This window comes from Sphingomonas sp. Leaf343 (assembly GCF_001423765.1).
Lineage (GTDB): Bacteria > Pseudomonadota > Alphaproteobacteria > Sphingomonadales > Sphingomonadaceae > Sphingomonas.
The window spans coordinates 426,486-444,330 of record NZ_LMPG01000001.1 but is presented as its reverse complement, the minus strand read 5'-3'; the positions used below and the strand labels follow the sequence as shown (position 1 = coordinate 444,330).

Annotated in this window: 20 protein-coding genes and 1 other RNA gene; 17 read left to right on the top strand and 4 right to left on the bottom strand. The window is 67.9% G+C overall.

Features of this window, described 5'->3' with window-relative positions; translation table 11 throughout:
* Positions 1-2 precede the first annotated feature (2 nt).
* The 12 genes from ASG07_RS01880 to ASG07_RS01825 all read left to right on the top strand — a co-directional run bounded on the left by ASG07_RS01880 (position 3) and on the right by ASG07_RS01825 (position 10,623).
* Positions 3-818, top strand: a complete 816-nt coding sequence (locus tag ASG07_RS01880; protein WP_082474424.1) for a DUF448 domain-containing protein — start codon at positions 3-5, stop codon at positions 816-818.
* On the top strand, positions 815-3,661 hold the full coding sequence (gene infB, locus ASG07_RS01875) for a translation initiation factor IF-2 (RefSeq protein ID WP_055841372.1): 2,847 nt from the start codon (positions 815-817) through the stop codon (positions 3,659-3,661). The genes ASG07_RS01880 and infB overlap by 4 nt, the downstream gene beginning before the upstream one ends.
* Positions 3,662-3,668: 7 nt before the next feature.
* The gene (locus ASG07_RS01870) at positions 3,669-4,076 is read left to right on the top strand and encodes a glyoxalase superfamily protein (RefSeq protein ID WP_055841369.1); all 408 of its coding nucleotides are present in this window, start codon (positions 3,669-3,671) and stop codon (positions 4,074-4,076) included.
* Positions 4,069-4,461 carry a 30S ribosome-binding factor RbfA gene (gene rbfA, locus ASG07_RS01865; protein WP_055841367.1) on the top strand — a complete coding sequence of 131 codons (393 nt, stop codon included), beginning with the start codon at positions 4,069-4,071 and terminating at the stop codon, positions 4,459-4,461. Before ASG07_RS01870 ends, rbfA begins: the two co-directional genes overlap by 8 nt.
* A gap of 31 nt (positions 4,462-4,492) precedes the next feature.
* On the top strand, positions 4,493-4,774 hold the full coding sequence (locus ASG07_RS01860) for an AbrB/MazE/SpoVT family DNA-binding domain-containing protein (protein WP_055841364.1): 282 nt from the start codon (positions 4,493-4,495) through the stop codon (positions 4,772-4,774).
* Positions 4,771-5,163 (top strand): type II toxin-antitoxin system VapC family toxin, encoded by a 393-nt coding sequence (locus tag ASG07_RS01855; RefSeq protein WP_055841361.1) that lies wholly within the window; start codon positions 4,771-4,773, stop codon positions 5,161-5,163. The genes ASG07_RS01860 and ASG07_RS01855 overlap by 4 nt, the downstream gene beginning before the upstream one ends.
* A gap of 1 nt (position 5,164) precedes the next feature.
* The gene (locus ASG07_RS01850; RefSeq protein ID WP_055841358.1) at positions 5,165-5,764 is read left to right on the top strand and encodes a thymidine kinase; all 600 of its coding nucleotides are present in this window, start codon (positions 5,165-5,167) and stop codon (positions 5,762-5,764) included.
* 25 nt (positions 5,765-5,789) lie between these two features.
* The gene (locus ASG07_RS01845; RefSeq protein WP_055841355.1) at positions 5,790-6,155 is read left to right on the top strand and encodes a DUF6491 family protein; all 366 of its coding nucleotides are present in this window, start codon (positions 5,790-5,792) and stop codon (positions 6,153-6,155) included.
* 33 nt (positions 6,156-6,188) lie between these two features.
* Complete coding sequence (gene truB / locus ASG07_RS01840; protein ID WP_055842844.1) at positions 6,189-7,199, top strand: tRNA pseudouridine(55) synthase TruB; 1,011 nt, start codon at positions 6,189-6,191, stop codon at positions 7,197-7,199.
* Complete coding sequence (rpsO, locus tag ASG07_RS01835) at positions 7,196-7,465, top strand: 30S ribosomal protein S15 (protein WP_055841353.1); 270 nt, start codon at positions 7,196-7,198, stop codon at positions 7,463-7,465. The genes truB and rpsO overlap by 4 nt, the downstream gene beginning before the upstream one ends.
* Before the next feature lie 158 nt (positions 7,466-7,623).
* Positions 7,624-10,017 (top strand): polyribonucleotide nucleotidyltransferase, encoded by a 2,394-nt coding sequence (gene pnp, locus ASG07_RS01830; RefSeq protein WP_055841350.1) that lies wholly within the window; start codon positions 7,624-7,626, stop codon positions 10,015-10,017.
* Positions 10,018-10,431: 414 nt separating this feature from the next.
* Complete coding sequence (locus tag ASG07_RS01825; protein ID WP_168377292.1) at positions 10,432-10,623, top strand: hypothetical protein; 192 nt, start codon at positions 10,432-10,434, stop codon at positions 10,621-10,623.
* Positions 10,624-10,818: 195 nt separating this feature from the next.
* Here the strand turns inward: ASG07_RS01825 and ssrA are convergent.
* Positions 10,819-11,186: a transfer-messenger RNA gene (gene ssrA / locus ASG07_RS16775) on the bottom strand.
* Positions 11,187-11,247: 61 nt separating this feature from the next.
* Between ssrA and ASG07_RS01820 the strand changes: the two genes are divergently transcribed.
* Complete coding sequence (locus ASG07_RS01820; RefSeq protein ID WP_055842841.1) at positions 11,248-11,679, top strand: RrF2 family transcriptional regulator; 432 nt, start codon at positions 11,248-11,250, stop codon at positions 11,677-11,679.
* 51 nt (positions 11,680-11,730) lie between these two features.
* Here the strand turns inward: ASG07_RS01820 and mscL are convergent, their stop codons facing one another.
* Positions 11,731-12,162 (bottom strand): large conductance mechanosensitive channel protein MscL, encoded by a 432-nt coding sequence (gene mscL / locus ASG07_RS01815; RefSeq protein WP_055842837.1) that lies wholly within the window; start codon positions 12,160-12,162, stop codon positions 11,731-11,733.
* Between the two features lie 113 nt (positions 12,163-12,275).
* On the opposite strand from mscL, the gene ASG07_RS01810 reads away from it, so the two are divergent.
* The 4 genes from ASG07_RS01810 to ASG07_RS01795 are packed head-to-tail and all read left to right on the top strand — an operon-like array spanning position 12,276 to position 14,907.
* Positions 12,276-12,860 (top strand): LemA family protein, encoded by a 585-nt coding sequence (locus ASG07_RS01810; RefSeq protein WP_055841347.1) that lies wholly within the window; start codon positions 12,276-12,278, stop codon positions 12,858-12,860.
* Between the two features lie 18 nt (positions 12,861-12,878).
* Positions 12,879-13,733 (top strand): TPM domain-containing protein, encoded by an 855-nt coding sequence (locus ASG07_RS01805; RefSeq protein WP_055841344.1) that lies wholly within the window; start codon positions 12,879-12,881, stop codon positions 13,731-13,733.
* Positions 13,733-14,404 (top strand): TPM domain-containing protein, encoded by a 672-nt coding sequence (locus ASG07_RS01800; protein ID WP_082474423.1) that lies wholly within the window; start codon positions 13,733-13,735, stop codon positions 14,402-14,404. The genes ASG07_RS01805 and ASG07_RS01800 overlap by 1 nt, the downstream gene beginning before the upstream one ends.
* A complete protein-coding gene (locus ASG07_RS01795) occupies positions 14,398-14,907 on the top strand; it encodes an NUDIX hydrolase (RefSeq protein ID WP_443024585.1) in 510 nt (169 codons plus the stop codon). Before ASG07_RS01800 ends, ASG07_RS01795 begins: the two co-directional genes overlap by 7 nt.
* A gap of 180 nt (positions 14,908-15,087) precedes the next feature.
* Here ASG07_RS01795 and ASG07_RS01790 read toward each other — a convergent pair whose 3' ends face one another.
* The gene (locus ASG07_RS01790) at positions 15,088-15,369 is read right to left on the bottom strand and encodes an ETC complex I subunit (RefSeq protein ID WP_055841334.1); all 282 of its coding nucleotides are present in this window, start codon (positions 15,367-15,369) and stop codon (positions 15,088-15,090) included.
* Positions 15,370-15,378: 9 nt separating this feature from the next.
* A complete protein-coding gene (gene hrpB / locus ASG07_RS01785; RefSeq protein ID WP_055841331.1) occupies positions 15,379-17,844 on the bottom strand; it encodes an ATP-dependent helicase HrpB in 2,466 nt (821 codons plus the stop codon).
* Position 17,845 lies beyond the last annotated feature (1 nt).

Below are 17,845 nucleotides of genomic sequence, written 5' to 3'. Positions count from 1 at the left end.
GCATGCGGACCCCTCGCAATGAGACCCTGACGGACGTCTCTTCGCGGCCGGACCCTTCTTCGAAAGAGGAGGATCCCACCCGCAAGTGTATCCTGAGCCGGGAGCATGACTCGCGCGCGCAGTTGATCCGGCTGGCGCTCGCCCCCGACGGGCGGGTGCTTCCGGACGTGCGCGCCAAGGCCCCCGGTCGCGGCGCGTGGATCGGCGTCGATCGCGCCGGGCTGATCGCGAGCTATGCCAAGGGCCGCCTGCGCGGTGCGTTGGCGCGCGCGTTCAAGACCGGCGAATTCGCGCTCGGCGACGATCTGCCCGCGCTGATCGCGGCGGCGCTGGAGCGGAACGCGCTCGATCGGCTGGGGCTGGAGGCGCGTGGCGGCATGCTGTTGACCGGGTTCGACCGGATCGAGACGGCGGCGCGTTCGGGCCAGCTTCATGCCCTGTATCACGCGGCCGACTCGGGCCTCGATGGCCGCAACAAACTGGCGCAGGCGTGGCGGGTCGGATCGGATCGCGAAGGTTCCGCCCTGAAGGGGTTGGCGTTGCCGGTAGAGCGCCCCATATTGTCGTTGGCGCTGGGCCGCGAGAATGTGGTACATATCGGCCTGACCGACCGGCTGGCGGCGAAGCGGGTGAGCGATGCGCTCGGCCGCTGGCTGCATTTCATCGGACCCGAACCCCAACCGGGATCGCCGCAGGACCAGCTGCGCGAACCCACGGCCCCTTGCGAAACGGCCTCGCAAGGCGCATCGGCGCACCGCCCGGATGAACTCCGGGCCGGGGCGTCACCGGCCGCGACTGTGCACGAGGAATTTGAGTGAGCGACACCGACAACGACAAGCCGAAACTCGGAATGCGCGCGCCTTTGGGGCTGCGCCGCACGGTCGAGACCGGCAAGGTGAAGCAGAGCTTCAGCCACGGCCGCTCCAATACGGTGATCGTGGAAACGAAGAAGGCGCGCGTCCTGCGCCGCCCGGGCGATCCCGCGCCCGCTGCCGAACCGCAGGTGGAGGCCGCCGCATCCGCGCCGGTCGAGGCTGCGCCGGCACCCGCCGCTGCGCCGGCATCCCGCCCCGCCCCGTCGAACGAGACGGCGCAGGAGCGTCAGGCCCGCATGCTGCGGGAGGCCGAGGATCAGCGCATGCACGCGCTGGAGGATGCGCGCCGTCGCGAGGACGCGGAACGTGCCCGCGCCGTCGAGGACGAGCGTCGTCGCGCCGAAGAGCGCGCGGCGGCCCCTGCCCCCGTGCCCGTCGTCGAGACGCCGCCGGCCGCACCGGAGCCCGCTCCGGTCGCCGCAGCCGCGCCTGCGCCGGCCCCTGTCGCGCCGGTCGTCGTGCCGACGCCTGCGGGTCGTGGCTTCCGCCCGGTCGAGCGGTCCGTGCCGCCTGCGCCCGAACCGCAGCCCGAGGCTGCGCCGGTCGCCGAGGCCGCACCTGCGCCGGCCGCACCGGCTCCCGTGCCGACGCCGGTCGCTGCACCGGCACGCGCGGCGCCGACGCCCGCACCTGCTCCCGCGCCTGCGCCGACGATCGAGTTGGCCCGCGATCCGTCGATGCCGGCTCCGCGCCGATTCTCTCCGGTCGCGCGTCCCGAAATCCCGAAGCCTGCGCCAAAGCCGGTGGAGCAGCCTGCTGCCGCCGCCGCGCCGACGTCCGCTCCCGCGGCATCGGGTGGATCCGCCCAGCCGCGCGCGTTCACGTCCGGCTCCGCCACCCCGCGCAACAGCGTTCCCAGCCGGCCGACCCAGCGCGACCGCAAGGGCGACGAGCGTCGTGGCGGCAAGCTGACCGTTAACCGGGCGCTCGGCGACGATGGTGCGCGGTCGCGCAGCCTCGCCGCGCTGAAGCGTGCGCGCGAGAAGGAGAAGCGTGGCTTCGGCGGCAATCGCGAGCCGCAGGCCAAGCAGGTCCGCGACGTGCAGGTGCCCGACGCGATCACCGTGCAGGAACTCGCCAACCGCATGGCCGAAAAGGGCGCGGATCTGGTCAAGACGCTGTTCAAGATGGGCATGCCCGTCACGATGACGCAGACGATCGACCAGGACACGGCCGAGCTGCTGGTGACCGAATTCGGTCACAACATCGTCCGGGTCAGCGATGCCGACATCGATCTGGTGCTCGACACGACGGAGGATGCCGCCGACACGCTGCGGTCGCGTCCGCCGGTCGTCACGATCATGGGTCACGTCGACCACGGCAAGACGTCGCTGCTCGACGCGCTGCGCGGCACCGACGTGGTCCGCGGCGAGGCGGGTGGCATCACCCAGCATATCGGCGCGTATCAGGTCACGCTGAAGGACAAGTCGAAGGTCACGTTCCTCGACACGCCGGGCCATGAAGCGTTCAGCGACATGCGATCGCGCGGCGCCAACGTCACCGACATCGTCGTGCTGGTGGTGGCGGCGGACGACGGACTGATGCCGCAGACGATCGAGGCGATCAACCACACCAAGGCGGCCGGCGTGCCGATGATCGTGGCGATCAACAAGATCGACAAGCACGAGGCGAATGCCCAGAAGGTGCGCGAGCGCCTGCTGGAGCATGAGGTCGTCGTCGAGGAGATGGGCGGCGAGACGCAGGACGTCGAGGTGTCCGCGCTGAAGAAGCTCGGCCTCGATACGCTGATCGAGAAGATTCAGCTTCAGGCCGAATTGCTCGAACTGTCCGCCAACCCCGATCGTCCGGGCGAAGGCACCGTGATCGAGGCGAAGCTGGACAAGGGTCGCGGCCCGGTCGCGACGGTGTTGGTCAATCGCGGCACGCTGAAGGTCGGCGACGTGTTCGTCGTCGGCGCGGAAAGCGGCAAGGTCCGGGCGCTGGTCGACGACAAAGGTCGCCAGATCAAGGAAGCCGGGCCGTCGATGCCGGTCGAGGTGCTCGGCCTGTCCGGCGTGCCGTCCGCGGGCGATCCGCTACAGGTCGTCGAGAACGAGGCGCGCGCCCGCGAGGTCGCGGAGTATCGTCAGGGCGTCATCACCCAGAAGCGCACGACGACGGCCCCCGCCAGCCTGGAGAGCATGTTCTCCGCGTTGAAGGACAAGCAGGCGATCGAGTATCCGCTGGTCGTGAAGGCCGATACGCAAGGGACGGTCGAGGCGATCGTCGGGGCGATCAACAAGATCTCCACCGACGCGATTCGTGCCCGGATCCTGCACTCGGGCGTCGGCGGCATCACCGAAAGCGACGTGACGCTGGCGGGTGCCAGCGGCGCGCCGATCATCGGCTTCAACGTCCGTGCGAATGCGAAGGCGCGAGAGATCGCCGAGCGGCACAAGGTGGCGTTGAAATATTACGACGTCATCTACGACCTGACCGACGAGATCCGCGCCGGCATGGCGGGCGAGCTCGGGCCGGAAGCGTTCGAGACGGTGGTGGGCCGCGCGGAAATCCGCGACGTCTTCTCCGCCGGCAAGCACGGCAAGGCGGCGGGTCTGCTGGTGGTCGACGGTGTCATCCGCAAGGCGCTCAAGGCACGCATTACGCGCAACGACGTCATCATCTATCAGGGTGAGATCGCGTCGCTGCGCCGCTTCAAGGACGATGTCCCCGAAGTGCGTGCGGGTCTGGAGTGCGGCGTGACCTTCACGTCGAACTTCGTGGACATCAAGCCGGGCGACTTCCTGGAGACGTTCGAGGTCGAGATGCGCGAGCGGACGCTGTAAGGCGACGATGTTCGAGGCGCCGATCCCGATCCTGCGCAGCTTCGACGAGGCGCGGACCACCGCGTTCTACATCGACTTCCTCGGGTTCGAGACGGTGTTCGAGCACCGCTTCGAACCCGGGTTGCCGTTGTACCGGGGCGTGCGGCGCGGCGACTGCGTGCTGCACCTGTCGGAACATTATGGCGATGCCACGCCGGGGTCGGCGATCCGTATTCCCGTCGACGACGTAGTGGCATTCGCCGCGGACCTGCTCGCCAAGCATCACGGCAATGCGCGACCCGGCGTTCCGGGCGAGACGCCGTGGGGTACGCGCGAGATCACGATCACCGATCCGGCGAGCAATCGCCTGACCTTCTACACGCCCACCACTTTCTACGAGGCGGTGTCAGCACCGCAGGACCGACACGATGCGTAAGGACGAAGCCGCTCCCGAGAAATCCGTTCGCGTTCTGCGCGTGGGCGAACAGGTGCGCCACGTCCTGTCCGAAATCCTCGCCCGCGGCGACGTGCACGACGATGTGCTGGCCAAGCACGTCGTGTCAGTCACGGAGGTGCGGATGTCGCCCGACCTGCGTCACGCGACGGTGTTCGTGAAGCCGCTGCTCGGCAAGGACGAGGAGGCGGTGCTGAAGGCGCTGCGCACCAATACAGCGTACCTGCAACGCGAGGTCGCCGCTCGCGTGCAGAACAAGTACGCCGCGAAGCTGAAATTCCTCGCCGACGAGAGTTTCGACGAAGGCAGCCACATTGATGCGTTGCTCCGCCAGCCGACCGTCGCGCGCGATCTGGCCGAGGATTGACGCAGGTGCCGGTAAGACGCATCTTACCATTATGAACGCTCAGACAACAATCTCCGGCAAGGGTCAGGTCGTCATCCCGAAGGATGTCCGTGATCGCCTGCATCTTTCGCCGGGCGATCGGCTCGATGTGATCGAGCGACCGGACGGAGTTCTCCTGCGTCGGCGTGCGGCTGGACCGAAAGAGCCTTTCGATGTGGTCACCGCGCGTATTCGGGCGCGCGTTCAGTACGACGGCCCGCCCGTCCCCCTCGATGACATGAAGGCATCCGTCACGAAGATGTGGGCTGACAGTGGGCCGGACTGGGATCGATGAAGGCCGTCGATACTAACATCATCGTCCGATACGTGACGCAGGACGATCCGTCGCAGTCGCCGATCGCCGAGCACTTTCTGCTGACCAACGAGTGCTTCATCTCCGACACCGTCCTGCTCGAGACAGCTTGGGTCCTGCGCTCCAGCTATCGAATGCGGCGCAAGGATCTTGCGGCCACGCTCAGGGACATTCTGCGCCTTCCCTCCGTCTGCGTCGCGGACCGCGATCTGGTCGAATGGGCGATCCATCGGTTCGAGGCGGGGGCGGATTTCGCGGACATGATGCATATCCTCGGTGGACGTGACACCGACGGCTTCGTCAGCTTCGAGACGAACCTGGCAGGCCTCGCCGGATCGTCGTCCCCCATCCCCGTCGAAACGCTCGCCTGACATGGCCAAGCTGTATTTCTACTACGCATCGATGAACGCGGGGAAGTCGACCAACCTGCTCCAGGCCGACTTCAACTATCGCGAGCGCGGCATGGCGACCATGCTGTTCACCGCGGCGATCGACGACCGGTTCGCGCGGGGTACGATCACGTCGCGCATCGGCCTGACCCAGCCGGCGACCGCGTTCGACGCGCTGACCGATATCGAGGCGTGCGTACTCTCCCGGCATGCAGCGGAGCGGATCGCCTGCACCCTCGTCGACGAGGCGCAGTTCCTGACTGCCGGGCAGGTCGACCAGCTCGCCCGGCTGGCCGACGTCCACGACATTCCCGTGCTGGCATACGGCCTGCGCACCGATTTCCAGGCGCATTTGTTCGAGGGGTCGGCGCGGCTGCTGGCGCTGGCCGACTCGCTCATCGAAATAAAGTCGGTCTGCCAGTGCGGGCGGAAGGCGACGATGAACCTGCGCGTCGATCACGAGGGCGATCCGGTTGCCGAGGGGCGGCAGACGGAGATTGGCGGCAACGACCGTTATGTCGCGCTCTGCCGCCGACACTACTGTACGGCGCTTGCCGGAACGGAGCCCGTCAGCGCCAGTTAAGCGTCTATGACATAAGGAGAATGCCATGCTTCTTCCGATCTTGACCGCCGCCCTGATTCAGACCGCCACAGCCGGTACGCCGCCCGAAAAGGAAACCGTCATCAGCTACGCCGGCAATGGCGGTCTGCGCGACTGGGAGCATGGACCCACCCGCGACGTGCTGTTCGTCCGCGACCGGACGGAGCGGTGGTACCGTGTCACGACGTCCGGCCCCTGCCCGCGGATCGGCAATCTCGATACGCTGACCTACACGACGGACAGCAACGGCGTGTTCGACCGCTTTTCGCGCATCCGCTTTCTGCGCTATCCCAACGTCACCTGCGGCGTGAAGAGCATCGTCTCCACCGCCACGCCACCGTCGAAAGGTGGAAAGCTCGCGGCAAAACGCTGACGGTTCCGGCCCGCCTCGGCTAGAGGCACTATGATGCACGGTTGGATCATACTCGACAAGCCGCTGGGGCTCGGCTCCACGCAAGGGGTCAGCGCGGTCAAGCGCGCGTTGCGGCAAGGTGGCTATGGCAAGTTCAAGGTCGGCCATGGCGGCACGCTCGATCCGCTGGCGACCGGCGTTCTGCCGATCGCCGTCGGTGAGGCGACCAAACTGGCCGGTCGCCTGCTCGACAGCGACAAGGTCTATAGTTTCACGATCCGCTTCGGCGAGCAGACCGACACGCTCGACGCCGAGGGCGCGGTGATCGCAACGTCGTCGGTCCGGCCGACCGCGGCGGCGCTGGAGTCGGTGCTGGCGCGCTTCACCGGCCCGGTCGCGCAGGTGCCGCCAGCCTATTCGGCGCTGAAGATCGACGGCGAACGCGCCTACGATCTCGCGCGGGCCGGCGAGGAGGTGGTGCTGGCCAGCCGCGACGTGACGATCTTCTCCCTGAAATCCTTCCTGGCACGGGTAGGGGGCGCGTTCGCAGGACGTGACGGAGAGGCCGCCATGAGCGACATCGCCCCCGGTCGCCCCTCCACCAGCTTCGCTAGTCCCCCTCCCCATGCCGGGGAGGAACTGGAAGAGGCCACCCTCATCGCTCATGTCTCCAAGGGCACCTATATCCGCAGTCTCGCGCGGGACATCGCGCTGGCGCTCGGCACGGTCGGGCATGTGACCATGCTGCGCCGCACGAAGGCGGGTCCGTTCGACCTGTCGCAGGCGATATCGCTGGACAAACTGGGCGAACTCGGGCAGGCGCGCGCCCTTGAACAGATACTCCTGCCGTTGAGGGCGGGGCTGGACGACATCCCGGCTTTTTCCCTCACCCCCGACCAGGCAGGGGCGCTCCGACAGGGGCGTGTACTGGCCGGGATCGCAGCCACCGACGGCGCGGCCTTTGCGATGCTCGATGACGTCCCCGTGGCGCTGGTCGATGTGCTCGCAGGAGAGGTGCGGGTCGTCAGGGGCTTCAACGTGACGATGTCGAAGGAAGATTCATGACGATTACCGCAGAGCGCAAGACCGAGCTCGTCAAGGAGCATGCGCGCCAGGACGGCGATACCGGCTCCCCCGAGGTGCAGGTCGCGATCCTGACCGAGCGTATCCGCAACCTGACCGAGCATTTCAAGGATCACAAGAAGGACAACCACTCGCGTCGTGGCCTTCTGATGCTGGTCAACAAGCGCCGCTCGCTGCTCGACTACCTCCGCCACAAGGATGGCGACCGGTATCTGGCGCTGATCGCGAAGCTCGGCCTTCGCAAGTAATTCGGAAGGGCGGCCTGCGGGTCGCCCTTCTCGTATCGGCCAGCCCGCAATCCGGTGGCGCTGGCACAGGGGCGACAACTCGCTCCGCACCGCCGCGGACCGGCTAAGTCCGCACATAGGCCCCCGTCGCATCTGGCGCCGGGAGTGAAGGAAACGATATGTTCGATACCAAGACCGTAACCACCCAATGGGGCGGCAAGACGCTGACGCTGGAGACGGGCCGTGTCGCCCGCCAGGCCGATGGCGCCGTGCTCGCGACGCTCGGCGAAACCGTCGTGCTGTGCGCGGTGACCGCCGCCAAGTCGGTGAAGGAGGGGCAGGATTTCTTCCCGCTGACCGTCCATTATCAGGAGAAGTATTCGGCCGCGGGTCGTATCCCCGGCGGCTTCTTCAAGCGTGAGCGTGGCGCGACCGAAAAGGAAACGCTGACCAGCCGCCTGATCGATCGTCCGATCCGCCCGCTTTTCCCGGAAGAGTTCCTGAACGAGATCAACGTGATCTGTCAGGTTCTCAGCTATGACGGCGAGAACGAGCCGGACATCCTCGCGATGGTCGCGGCGTCGGCGGCGCTGACGATCTCCGGCGTACCCTTCATGGGCCCGATCGGTGCGGCGCGCGTCGGCTATGTCGAGGGCGAGTACGTGCTGAACCCGACGATCGATCAGGTGAAGTCGGGCGAGCTCGACCTCGTCGTCGCCGCCACGCACGACGCGGTGATGATGGTAGAATCCGAAGCCAAGGAGCTGTCGGAAGAGGTCATGCTGGGCGCGGTGATGTTCGCGCACAAGGCGTCGCAGCAGGTGATCGACGCGATCATCGATCTCGCCGAGCAGGCCGCCAAGGAGCCGTGGGAGCTGAAGGCCGGCGTCGACGCGAAGGCCGTCAAGGCCAAGCTGAAGGCGATCATCGGCAACGACCTGACCGCCGCGTACAAGCTGCGCGACAAGCAGGCGCGCCAGACCGCGATCAACGACGCCCGCGCCAAGGCGCGCACCGAGCTGGAGGGTCTGAAGCACGAGAACCCGGCCGAGTATCTCGCGTCGCTGAAGCTGGTGAAGAAGCTGGAGGCGGATATCGTCCGCGGCGCCATCCTGAAGGACGGCGTGCGGATCGACGGTCGCACCACCACGCAGATCCGTCCGATCGAGGCGATGGTGCACTTCCTGCCGCGCGCGCACGGTTCGGCGTTGTTCACCCGCGGCGAGACGCAGTCGATCTGCACCACGACGCTGGGCACCCGCGATGCGGAGCAGATGATCGACGGCCTGAACGGGCTGAACTACGAGCACTTCATGCTCCACTACAACTTCCCGCCTTATTCGGTCGGTGAAGTCGGCCGCTTCGGCGCGCCGGGCCGTCGCGAAGTCGGCCACGGCAAGCTGGCGTGGCGAGCGCTGCACCCGGTGCTGCCGACGAAGGAGGAGTTCCCGTACACGATTCGCGTCCTGTCCGACATCACCGAGTCGAACGGCTCGTCGTCGATGGCGACGGTGTGCGGCGGTTCGCTGTCGATGATGGATGCCGGCGTGCCGCTGAAGCGCCCGGTGTCGGGCATTGCGATGGGCCTGATCCTGGAGGGCAAGGATTTCGCCGTCCTGTCCGACATCCTGGGCGACGAGGATCACCTCGGCGACATGGACTTCAAGGTGGCCGGCACGTCGGAGGGCATCACGTCGCTCCAGATGGACATCAAGATCGCCGGTATCACCGAGGAGATCATGAAGGTCGCGCTGGCGCAGGCGCACGAGGGCCGTGCCCACATCCTGGGCGAGATGGCGAAGGCGCTCGATTCGACCCGTTCGGAACTGTCGGCGCACGCACCGCGCATCGAGAGCTTCACGATCGACAAGTCGAAGATCCGCGAAGTGATCGGCACCGGCGGCAAGGTGATCCGCGAGATCGTCGCCACCACCGGCGCGAAGGTCGACATCGACGACGAGGGCGTCATCAAGGTGTCGTCGTCCGATCCGGCGCAGATCGAAGCCGCGATCAAGTGGATCAAGGGCCTGGTCGAAGAGGCCGAGGTCGGCAAGATCTACGACGGCAAGGTCGTCAACCTCGTCGATTTCGGAGCGTTCGTGAACTTCATGGGCGGCAAGGACGGTCTCGTCCACGTCTCCGAAATCAAGAACGAGCGCGTCGAGAAGGTCGCCGACGTCCTGTCCGAGGGGCAGGACGTGAAGGTCAAGGTCCTCGAGATCGATCCGCGCGGCAAGGTCCGCCTGTCGATGCGCGTCGTCGATCAGGAAACCGGCGCAGAACTGGAGGACACCCGTCCGGCCCGTGAGCCCCGTGAAGGCGGCGATCGTGGTTCGCGCGGCCCGCGCAGCGGCGGTGGCGACCGCGACGGTGGACGTGGCGGCGACCGTGGCCCGCGTGGCGGCGGCGAGGGTGGCGGCCGTGGCGGCCCACGTCGCGACCGCGGCGATCGTGGTCCCCGTGGCGACGGCGGCGGCGACCGCGCGCCCCGCACCGGCGGCAACGATGCCAATGACGATCGTGGCCCCGCGCCCGAGTTCGCGCCGGCCTTCCTGACCGGTGATCGCGACTGATCCTCATCCCCGGATGATGAAAAGGGGCTCGGGCAACCGGGCCCCTTTTTTGTTAGCGTGCCGTGCGGGCGTATCGTCGGCCTGCCAACCAACTGTACCGGCTTTCTTTATGCCTCGGACTTGACGGAACATGACATCATTGTCATCTTACATCCATGTCCGCTTTCGCGACATATCAGCGGTTTCGCGACCACGCCGGCCAACTCGCCGCGCGCCTGTAGCCCGGATCCGGCGGCACGCCGACCGGGTTCGGGATGTATTCGACCTGACCTTTATGGATGCGCTCGCCGCGTCCATGTCCCTCGAATATGCGGATCTCGCACGATGTCTGACGTCGATACCCCGGCGAATGATCGCTGATCGGAGCCTATTGCCCCTCGCAGCGCGGACGAACCGGCGCATCCGATGCTGGTCATGAAGCCCAAAAGCTTCTTCTCCCACCGCTTCAGCCTGACCGTCGAGGATGCCACCGGGGCACCGCCCTCTCCCTCCCGACCGGCACCACACACCGGGCTGGAACGCCTGATCGATCTCAACCTGCTGCTGATGATCCTGCTGATCGGCGTTCCGGTACTCGCCTACTGCATCTTCGCATCATCGGGCTGATATCCGCCTGTCGGGCAGTCCAGCCAGATGGCCGGACACGATCCAAAGGGCTGCCGCTCGCAGCAGCACCAGCACATGCCCGCCACGCACGATGAGCCACGCTTCAACGCGGCATCATCCGATCCGCAGCGGTCGAAGGCGAGTGGCAGGCCGCGAAAGTGGGGAGCTTCTGTTGCCCGGTGCTCCCCGTACCGCTGGATTCCCCTTCTGTTGCCCGGTGGGGTCCAACCGCGCTATTTTGGAGTAACCTTAGGCCGTGAGGCCCTCAGTTACGCCGCAATCGCGAGTGCTTCGTTATCGTTGGCACTTGTGTAATGGGCCGTTGCGGTGGTCCCATTCCGAGCGAAGAGCAGCGTTTTTCAACACACGTCGATCCTAGTTCGGCCCCGTCAGTTGCGCCGTCCAGCCGCCCGCCGAAACGGGCCGCAGGCCGGCGCAAATGGTGGAGCCGCCGGGTACCGCCCCCGGGTCCGCTGCATCTATTGCGCGCCGCCTTTTATCGCCATAGCCGGGTAAACCCGGCATCGGTGGATGTAGGTAGTCGCGCGCATCCACGCAACGTCTTTCGCGCGGGCGGTTCGGGGCCTTTCGCTCGCCACAATGCCGGTCCATAGCGGCCCCATCATGTTGACCCAGCGTTCCCGTTACGCCTTGCGCGCCATGCTGTTTCTGGCGCGGGCACCGGCCAAGAGCCCGCCCATCCCGATGACGCGGATCGCGGCGGAGGCGAACGTGCCGCGCAAGTTCCTGGAACTGATCTTCGCCGACCTGCGCGATGCCGGGCTGGTGCACAGCCACCGCGGCAAGCTGGGCGGATATTGCCTGTCGCGGCCGGCGCACCTGATCTCGCTCGGCGACATCATCCGCGTGATCGAGGGGCCGCTCGCGCTCGTTCCCTGCGTCAGCCGCACCGCCTATCGCCGGTGCTCCGATTGCGCCGACGAAGCCGCCTGCGCGATCCGCCACGCGATGATGCGCGTGCGGGACGAGACGGCGCGCATCCTTGACGGTACCAGTCTGGCGGACGCGACCACCGAGGATCTGGTCGCGGCATAGTCCTTCCTTGTTGAAGCTCCCCTCCCCGGTGGGAAGGGGGCCGGAAGCACATCAAACCCGCGGGCGCGCCTTCAACTCATCCCGGATCTCGCGCAGCAGCGTCACATCCGCCGGCTCCGCCGTCGTCGGTGCCTCCGGCTTCGGCAACAGCTTGCTGACCGAACGCACGATCAGGAAGATGATGAAGGCGACGATGATGAAATTGACCGCCTGCGTCACGAATTCGCCATAGCCGAGCAGCGGCACGCCCGCCTTCTTCAGCGCGGCATAGTCGCTCGACCCCTGCAACGCTGCCGGCACCGGCCCCATCGTCAGGAAGTAGCTGGAGAAATCCAGCCCGCCGAACAGCTTGCCGATGATCGGCATCAGCACATCCTCGGTCAGCGAGGTCACGATCTTGCCGAACGCCGCGCCGATGATGACCGCGACGGCCAGGTCCAGCACGTTGCCACGCGCGATGAACCCCTTGAATTCCTTGAGCATCATCGCCCCCTTTTGCCGTCGTTGGTCCTTGCGGGAGGGTAGCCGCCGTTTTCCCCTTCGCCAAGCGGCGCGAGTGTCCTATATCGATAGGACAGACAGCAGGAGCTTCACGCATGTCCCGTCGTTCGATCACCGCTCTCATCGGCGCTTCGGCCCTGCTGGCCGGGTGCGGCATCAACTCGGTGCCGACCGCGGAGGAGAATGCGAAGGCGCGCTGGGCCGATGTGCAGAACCAGTATCAGCGTCGCGCCGACCTGATCCCCAACCTCGTCTCGACCGTCCGTGCCGCGGGTGCGCAGGAGAAGGACATCCTGACCCAGGTGACGCAGGCGCGCGCCTCCGCCAGCCAGATCCGCGTCGCGCCGGACCAGCTGACCGACCCGGCCAAGGTTCAGGCGTACCAGCAGGCGCAGGCCGGGCTGACGCTGTCGTTGCAGCGTCTTCAGGAGGCGTATCCGGAGCTGAAGTCCCAGGGCAACTACACCACCCTGATGAGCCAGCTGGAAGGAACGGAGAACCGCATCACAATCGCCCGTACCGACTATAATCAGGCGGTTCAGGCGTATAACACCCGCATCCGCACCTTCCCCGACGCGGTCGGCGCGCGCATCTTCTACGGGGCCAAGCCGCTGACGCCATTCGCCGCGACGCCCGGCGCGGAGCAGGCGCCGGCGGTGAACTTCGGCAACGCCAGTTAACCGGGCCAGCCGAGCGTCATGATGCGCTGGATCGCCGCGCTGCTCCTGCTGATGACGGCAGGGGCCGTGCAGGCGCAGACCTTTCCGAAATTCACCGGCTATGTGGTGGACGCCGCCGATGTACTGTCTCCGGAGACGGAGGCAGTGCTGACGACGAAGCTGGAGGCGTTGCAGAAGGACACCAAACGGCAGGTCGTGGTCGCGACGGTGTCCGATACGCAGGGGTACCCACTCGACGAATACGGGTATCGGCTCGGCCGCAACTGGGGCGTCGGCCTGCGTGACGTCAACAATGGCGCAGTGCTGTTCGCCGCGCCGAACAACCCCGGCGGTCAGCGCGGTCCGCGACTGGAAGTCGGCACCGGGCTGGAGCCGATCCTGACCGACGCGTTCGGCAGCGTCATGATCCAGCAGCAGATGATGCCCAAATTGCGCGCGGGAGATGACATCAACTCGGCGATGATCGCGGGCGTCGATGCGATCGACAAGCAACTGCGCGCTTCGCCCGAGGAGGCGGAGGCGCGCACCGACGCGGCGATCAAGGAGTTCGATCGCACGCACAAGAGGCAGCGCCGGAGCAGCGGCGGCGGCATCCCGATCGGGCTGATCTTCTGGCTGGTCGTGCTCGGCTTTGTCATCCTGCCCGCGATCTTCGGCCGTAGACACGGCCGCGGCCGGCGCTTCAGCAACGATGGCGGCGCGCTGCCGATCGTCCTGTGGTCCATCGCGAACGAGATCGGCCGATCCAGCCAGAACAGCGGCGGCTGGGGTGGCGGCGGCTCGTCCGGAGGCGGCGGCGGTTGGGGCGGGGGGGGCTTCACCGGCGGCGGTGGTGGCGGCTTCAGCGGCGGCGGCGCTTCGGGGGATTGGTGATGCAGTTGAGCGAAGCGGATCGCATCCGCGTCACCGAGGCGGTGACCGTGGCGGAAGCGCAGACCGACGGCGAGATCGTCACGATCGTCGCGCGCCGGTCGGACGCGTATCACGACGTCGGCCTGCACTGGGCGGTGCTGACGATGCTGCTCGCGCTCGCCTTGCTGGCGAGCGTACCGGGCCTGTCCGACTGGCTGCACGCGCTGGTCGCCGATCCGTGGAGCGGGCCGGCGACGCCCGCCGCGCTCTACACGATCGCGCTGGTGGTGGTAACAGCGGCGTTCCTGATCGGCCGCTACGTCTTTGCGCTGCCCGCGCTGCGCATGGCGCTGACGCCCGGCGCGACCAAGGCGCGGCGGGTGCGGGCACGGGCGACAACGCTGTTTCACGCCGCCGCCGAGCGGCGCACGCGCGGGCGGACGGGTGTGCTGCTCTATTTGTCGCTGGCGGAACACCGGGCGGAGATCGTCGCCGACGCCGCTATCCACGGCCGCGTTGCGCCCGAACGCTGGGGCGAGGCGATGGCGGCGCTGATCGCGGCGGTGAAGGACGGCCGTCCCGCCGACGGCATGGCCGACGCCGTGACGGCGATCGGGGCCATCCTCGCCGAACATTTTCCCCGCTCGGACGATGATACCAACGAGCTACCGGATCGGTTGATAGAATTATGAAGACCATCGTCTGGGAAGGCCGCTTCCTCACCGTCGTGACGGAAGGAACGTGGGAATATGCCGAGCGCAAGGGCCAGATCGCCGCGGCGGTGATCGTCGCCGTCGATGGCGAGAACCGGCTGGTGCTGGTCGAACAACATCGCATCCCGCTCGGTAAGCGCACGATCGAACTGCCCGCCGGGCTGGTGGGCGACGAGGACGCCGGCGAGTCGATTGCCACTGGTGCGCGCCGCGAACTGGAAGAGGAAACCGGCTTCCGCGCCGACCATGTCGAAAACATGGGCCTGTTCTATTCGTCGCCCGGCATGACGTCGGAATGTTTCACGATCGTCCGCGCCACTGGCCTGACCCGCGTTAGCGACGGCGGCGGCGATGCGGAGGAGGACATCACCGTCCATCTGGTCCCGGTCGAGGAGGTGCCCGCTTTCATCCGCCTGAAGCGATCGGAGGGACTGGGGATCGACGCGAAAATCCTGCTGGTGCTGGACGTTGCGACGATGTGAAGGATGTCGGCTGCGCGGAAGCTAAGCCTGAAATCACCGCTCCACCCCGACGAAGCCTTCGACGCTCACAGCATCGGCGGCAGCAGGACGCCGGCCTAGGTCCGGCCGGTATATCAGCGCTGCAAGCACCGCGCAGAGCTAACCACGGCCTGACCTTCCGACTTCGACGGCGTCGGCGAATCAGCGGAAATTATCCGCATAGGCCTGCAATTTCAGCGTCTTCTGCGGTGCGGGGACCACCACCGACTCGTGCCCCTCCCGCTCGCACCACGCGACGGCGGCCTCGGCGTTCGGGAAGAACAGACGAAGCTGTTCGCGCGTATCGCCGCTGCCGGCCCAGCCGGTCAGGGGATCGGGATGCTTCGCCTCGGACGGCTCGAATTCGAGCTGCCAGAGGTCGGTGCGCGCCTTGCCGGACTGCATCGCGTTCTTGGGGCGCTGGAATATGCGAGCAATAGCCATATGCCTCCCCTAGCCGGATCGCGCGCGCCGTGCATCCGCATTTTTCGTCCGCAGCGTCGCGCTCGCCGCCGCCGGATCGTCGGGCCACGGATGCCGCGGATAACGTCCGCGCATCTCCCGCGCGACATCGGCCCAACTGCCCGCCCAGAAGCCCGGCAGGTCGCGCGTCGTCTGGATCGGACGCCCCGCGGGGGAGGTCAGCGACAGCACCAGCGGCACCCGCGCCTCGCCGATCACCGGATGCTCGGCCAGTCCGAACAGCGCCTGCGGACGCAGCTCGACGCGCGGCCCGCCCTCCGCCGCATAGTCGATCGCATGCGTGCTGCCCGCCGGGGTGGTGAAGTCGGCGGGGGCAAGCCGGTCGAGCCGCTTCAGGTCGTCCCACCCGATCAGCCCGCGCAGCGCGTCGGTCAGGTCCCCCGGCGGGATCGCATCCAGCCGTCGCCTGCTCGTCAGCAGCGGCACCAGCCACTCCTCCGCGCGGTCGAGCAGTTCCGCATCGCCCAGCGCCAGCCCGGCATAGTCCGCCCGCCGCCGCAGCGCCTCCGCCGCGCGGCTCCACGGCAGCAGCGCCAGCCCATGCGTCCGCACCCCCTCCAGCAACGCCGCCGCGATCGCCGCCGGATCGGCATTCGCGTCCGGCCCGGATTGCAGGCGCAGGCTGCCCAGCCGCCGCTCGTGGACCGCCTGCACGCCGCCCGTCGCCGGATCGAACGTCACCGTCCGCCGCCGCTCGATCCGGTCCGCGAACAGCCGCTCGATCGTGGGCAGGTCGATCGCCGCCGCCGCCAGGATGCGCGCACCGGACGCCGCGCCTTGCGTGTCCGCCACCGCCAGCCACTCCGCCGAAGCGAGCGAAGACGTCGGATCGAGCCGGAAACCGCGCCCACCCGCGGACGCCCACATCTCCCCCGAGGCATCCCGCCGCCGCGCCACCCGATCCGGAAACGCCAGCGCGATGCAGGTAGCGATGTCCTCGGCCGGAGAACGCTCTTCCGTCCTCTTCAGGGATGGACCCAGCCTGGCCCACCGCACCGCCAGCTTGCGCGAAGCCTCCGCCTTCGCTCCACGTTCTGTCCGCCAGCGTCTCCGCCGTAACTCCAGATCGGAGTCGTTCCCGCCCAGCCCCCGCTCCGACAGCAACACCGCGACCTCCGCGGCGACCTCCGCCAGCCCGCGCTCTCCCGCCCGGACCAGCATGTGCGCCAGCCGCGGCGGCATCGGCATCGCCGCGATCGCGCGACCGTGCGGCGTCGGCCGCGCGTCCTCGTCCAGTGCCTCCAGCAGCGTCAGCCGTGCCCGCGCTTCCGCCACCGCCGCTTCGGGCGGCGGATCGAGCCACGCCAGCGCCCGCGGATCGGCGAGGCCCCAGATCGCCGTCGCCAGCAACAGCGCCGACAGATCCGCCTCCACGATTTCCGGCGGATCGAAGCGCGGCAGTCCAGCCGTCGCCGCCTCCTCCCACAGGCGATACGCCACGCCCGGCCCCTGCCGCGCCGCCCGCCCGGCCCGCTGTGTCGCCGCCGCCTGGCTCGCGCGTTCGGTGACCAGCCGCGTCATTCCCGCGGCACGGTCGTATCGCGGTCGCCGCGCCAGCCCGGAATCGACGACGATGCGGATGCCGTCCAGTGTCAGGCTGGTTTCCGCGATCGAGGTCGCCAGCACCACCTTCCGCTCCGACGACGGCCGGATCGCCGCCCGCTGTTCCGCCGGATCGAGGCTCCCGTGCAGCCGATACAGCACCGCGCCGGCGGGCAAGCGGTCGAGCCGCTCCGCCACCCGCTCGATCTCCGCGACGCCGGGCAGGAAGGCGAGCACCCCGCCCTCGTCCGTCGCCACCGCATGGCGGATCGCCGCGGCGACCTCGTCCTCGATCCGCCTCGCACCATCGCGACCGAGATAGCGGAGCGTCAGCGGATGGCTCCGCCCCTCGCTCTCGATCACGGGCGCCGGCTTGCCATCGACACCCATCAACGCCGCGAACCGCGCGCCGTCCAGCGTCGCGGACATCGCCACCAGCCGCAGGTCGGGCCGCAACCCCGCCTGCGCATCCAGCGCAAGCGCCAGCCCGAAATCGCCGTCGAGGCTGCGCTCGTGCACCTCGTCGAACAGCACCGCCGAAATCCCGGCAAGCTCCGGATCGGACTGTATGCGCGCGACGAAGATGCCCTCCGTCACTACGGTGACGCGCGTTGCGGCGGAGCGCTTGCTGTCGAGCCGCGTCGCATAGCCGAAGGTCCTCCCGACCGGCTCCTCCGCCAGCGCCGACATCCGCTCCGCCGCCGCGCGTGCCGCCAGCCGGCGCGGCGACAGCAGCAGCACCTCGCCGTCGCACCAGTCCTCCGCCAGCAGCGCGGGCGCGACGGCGGTCGTCTTGCCTGCCCCCGGCGGCGCGACCAGCACGGCGTTCGGCCCGGCGCGCAACGCGGCGAGCAGGTCCGGCAACACAGATTCGATCGGCAGCCGGTCGGTCATG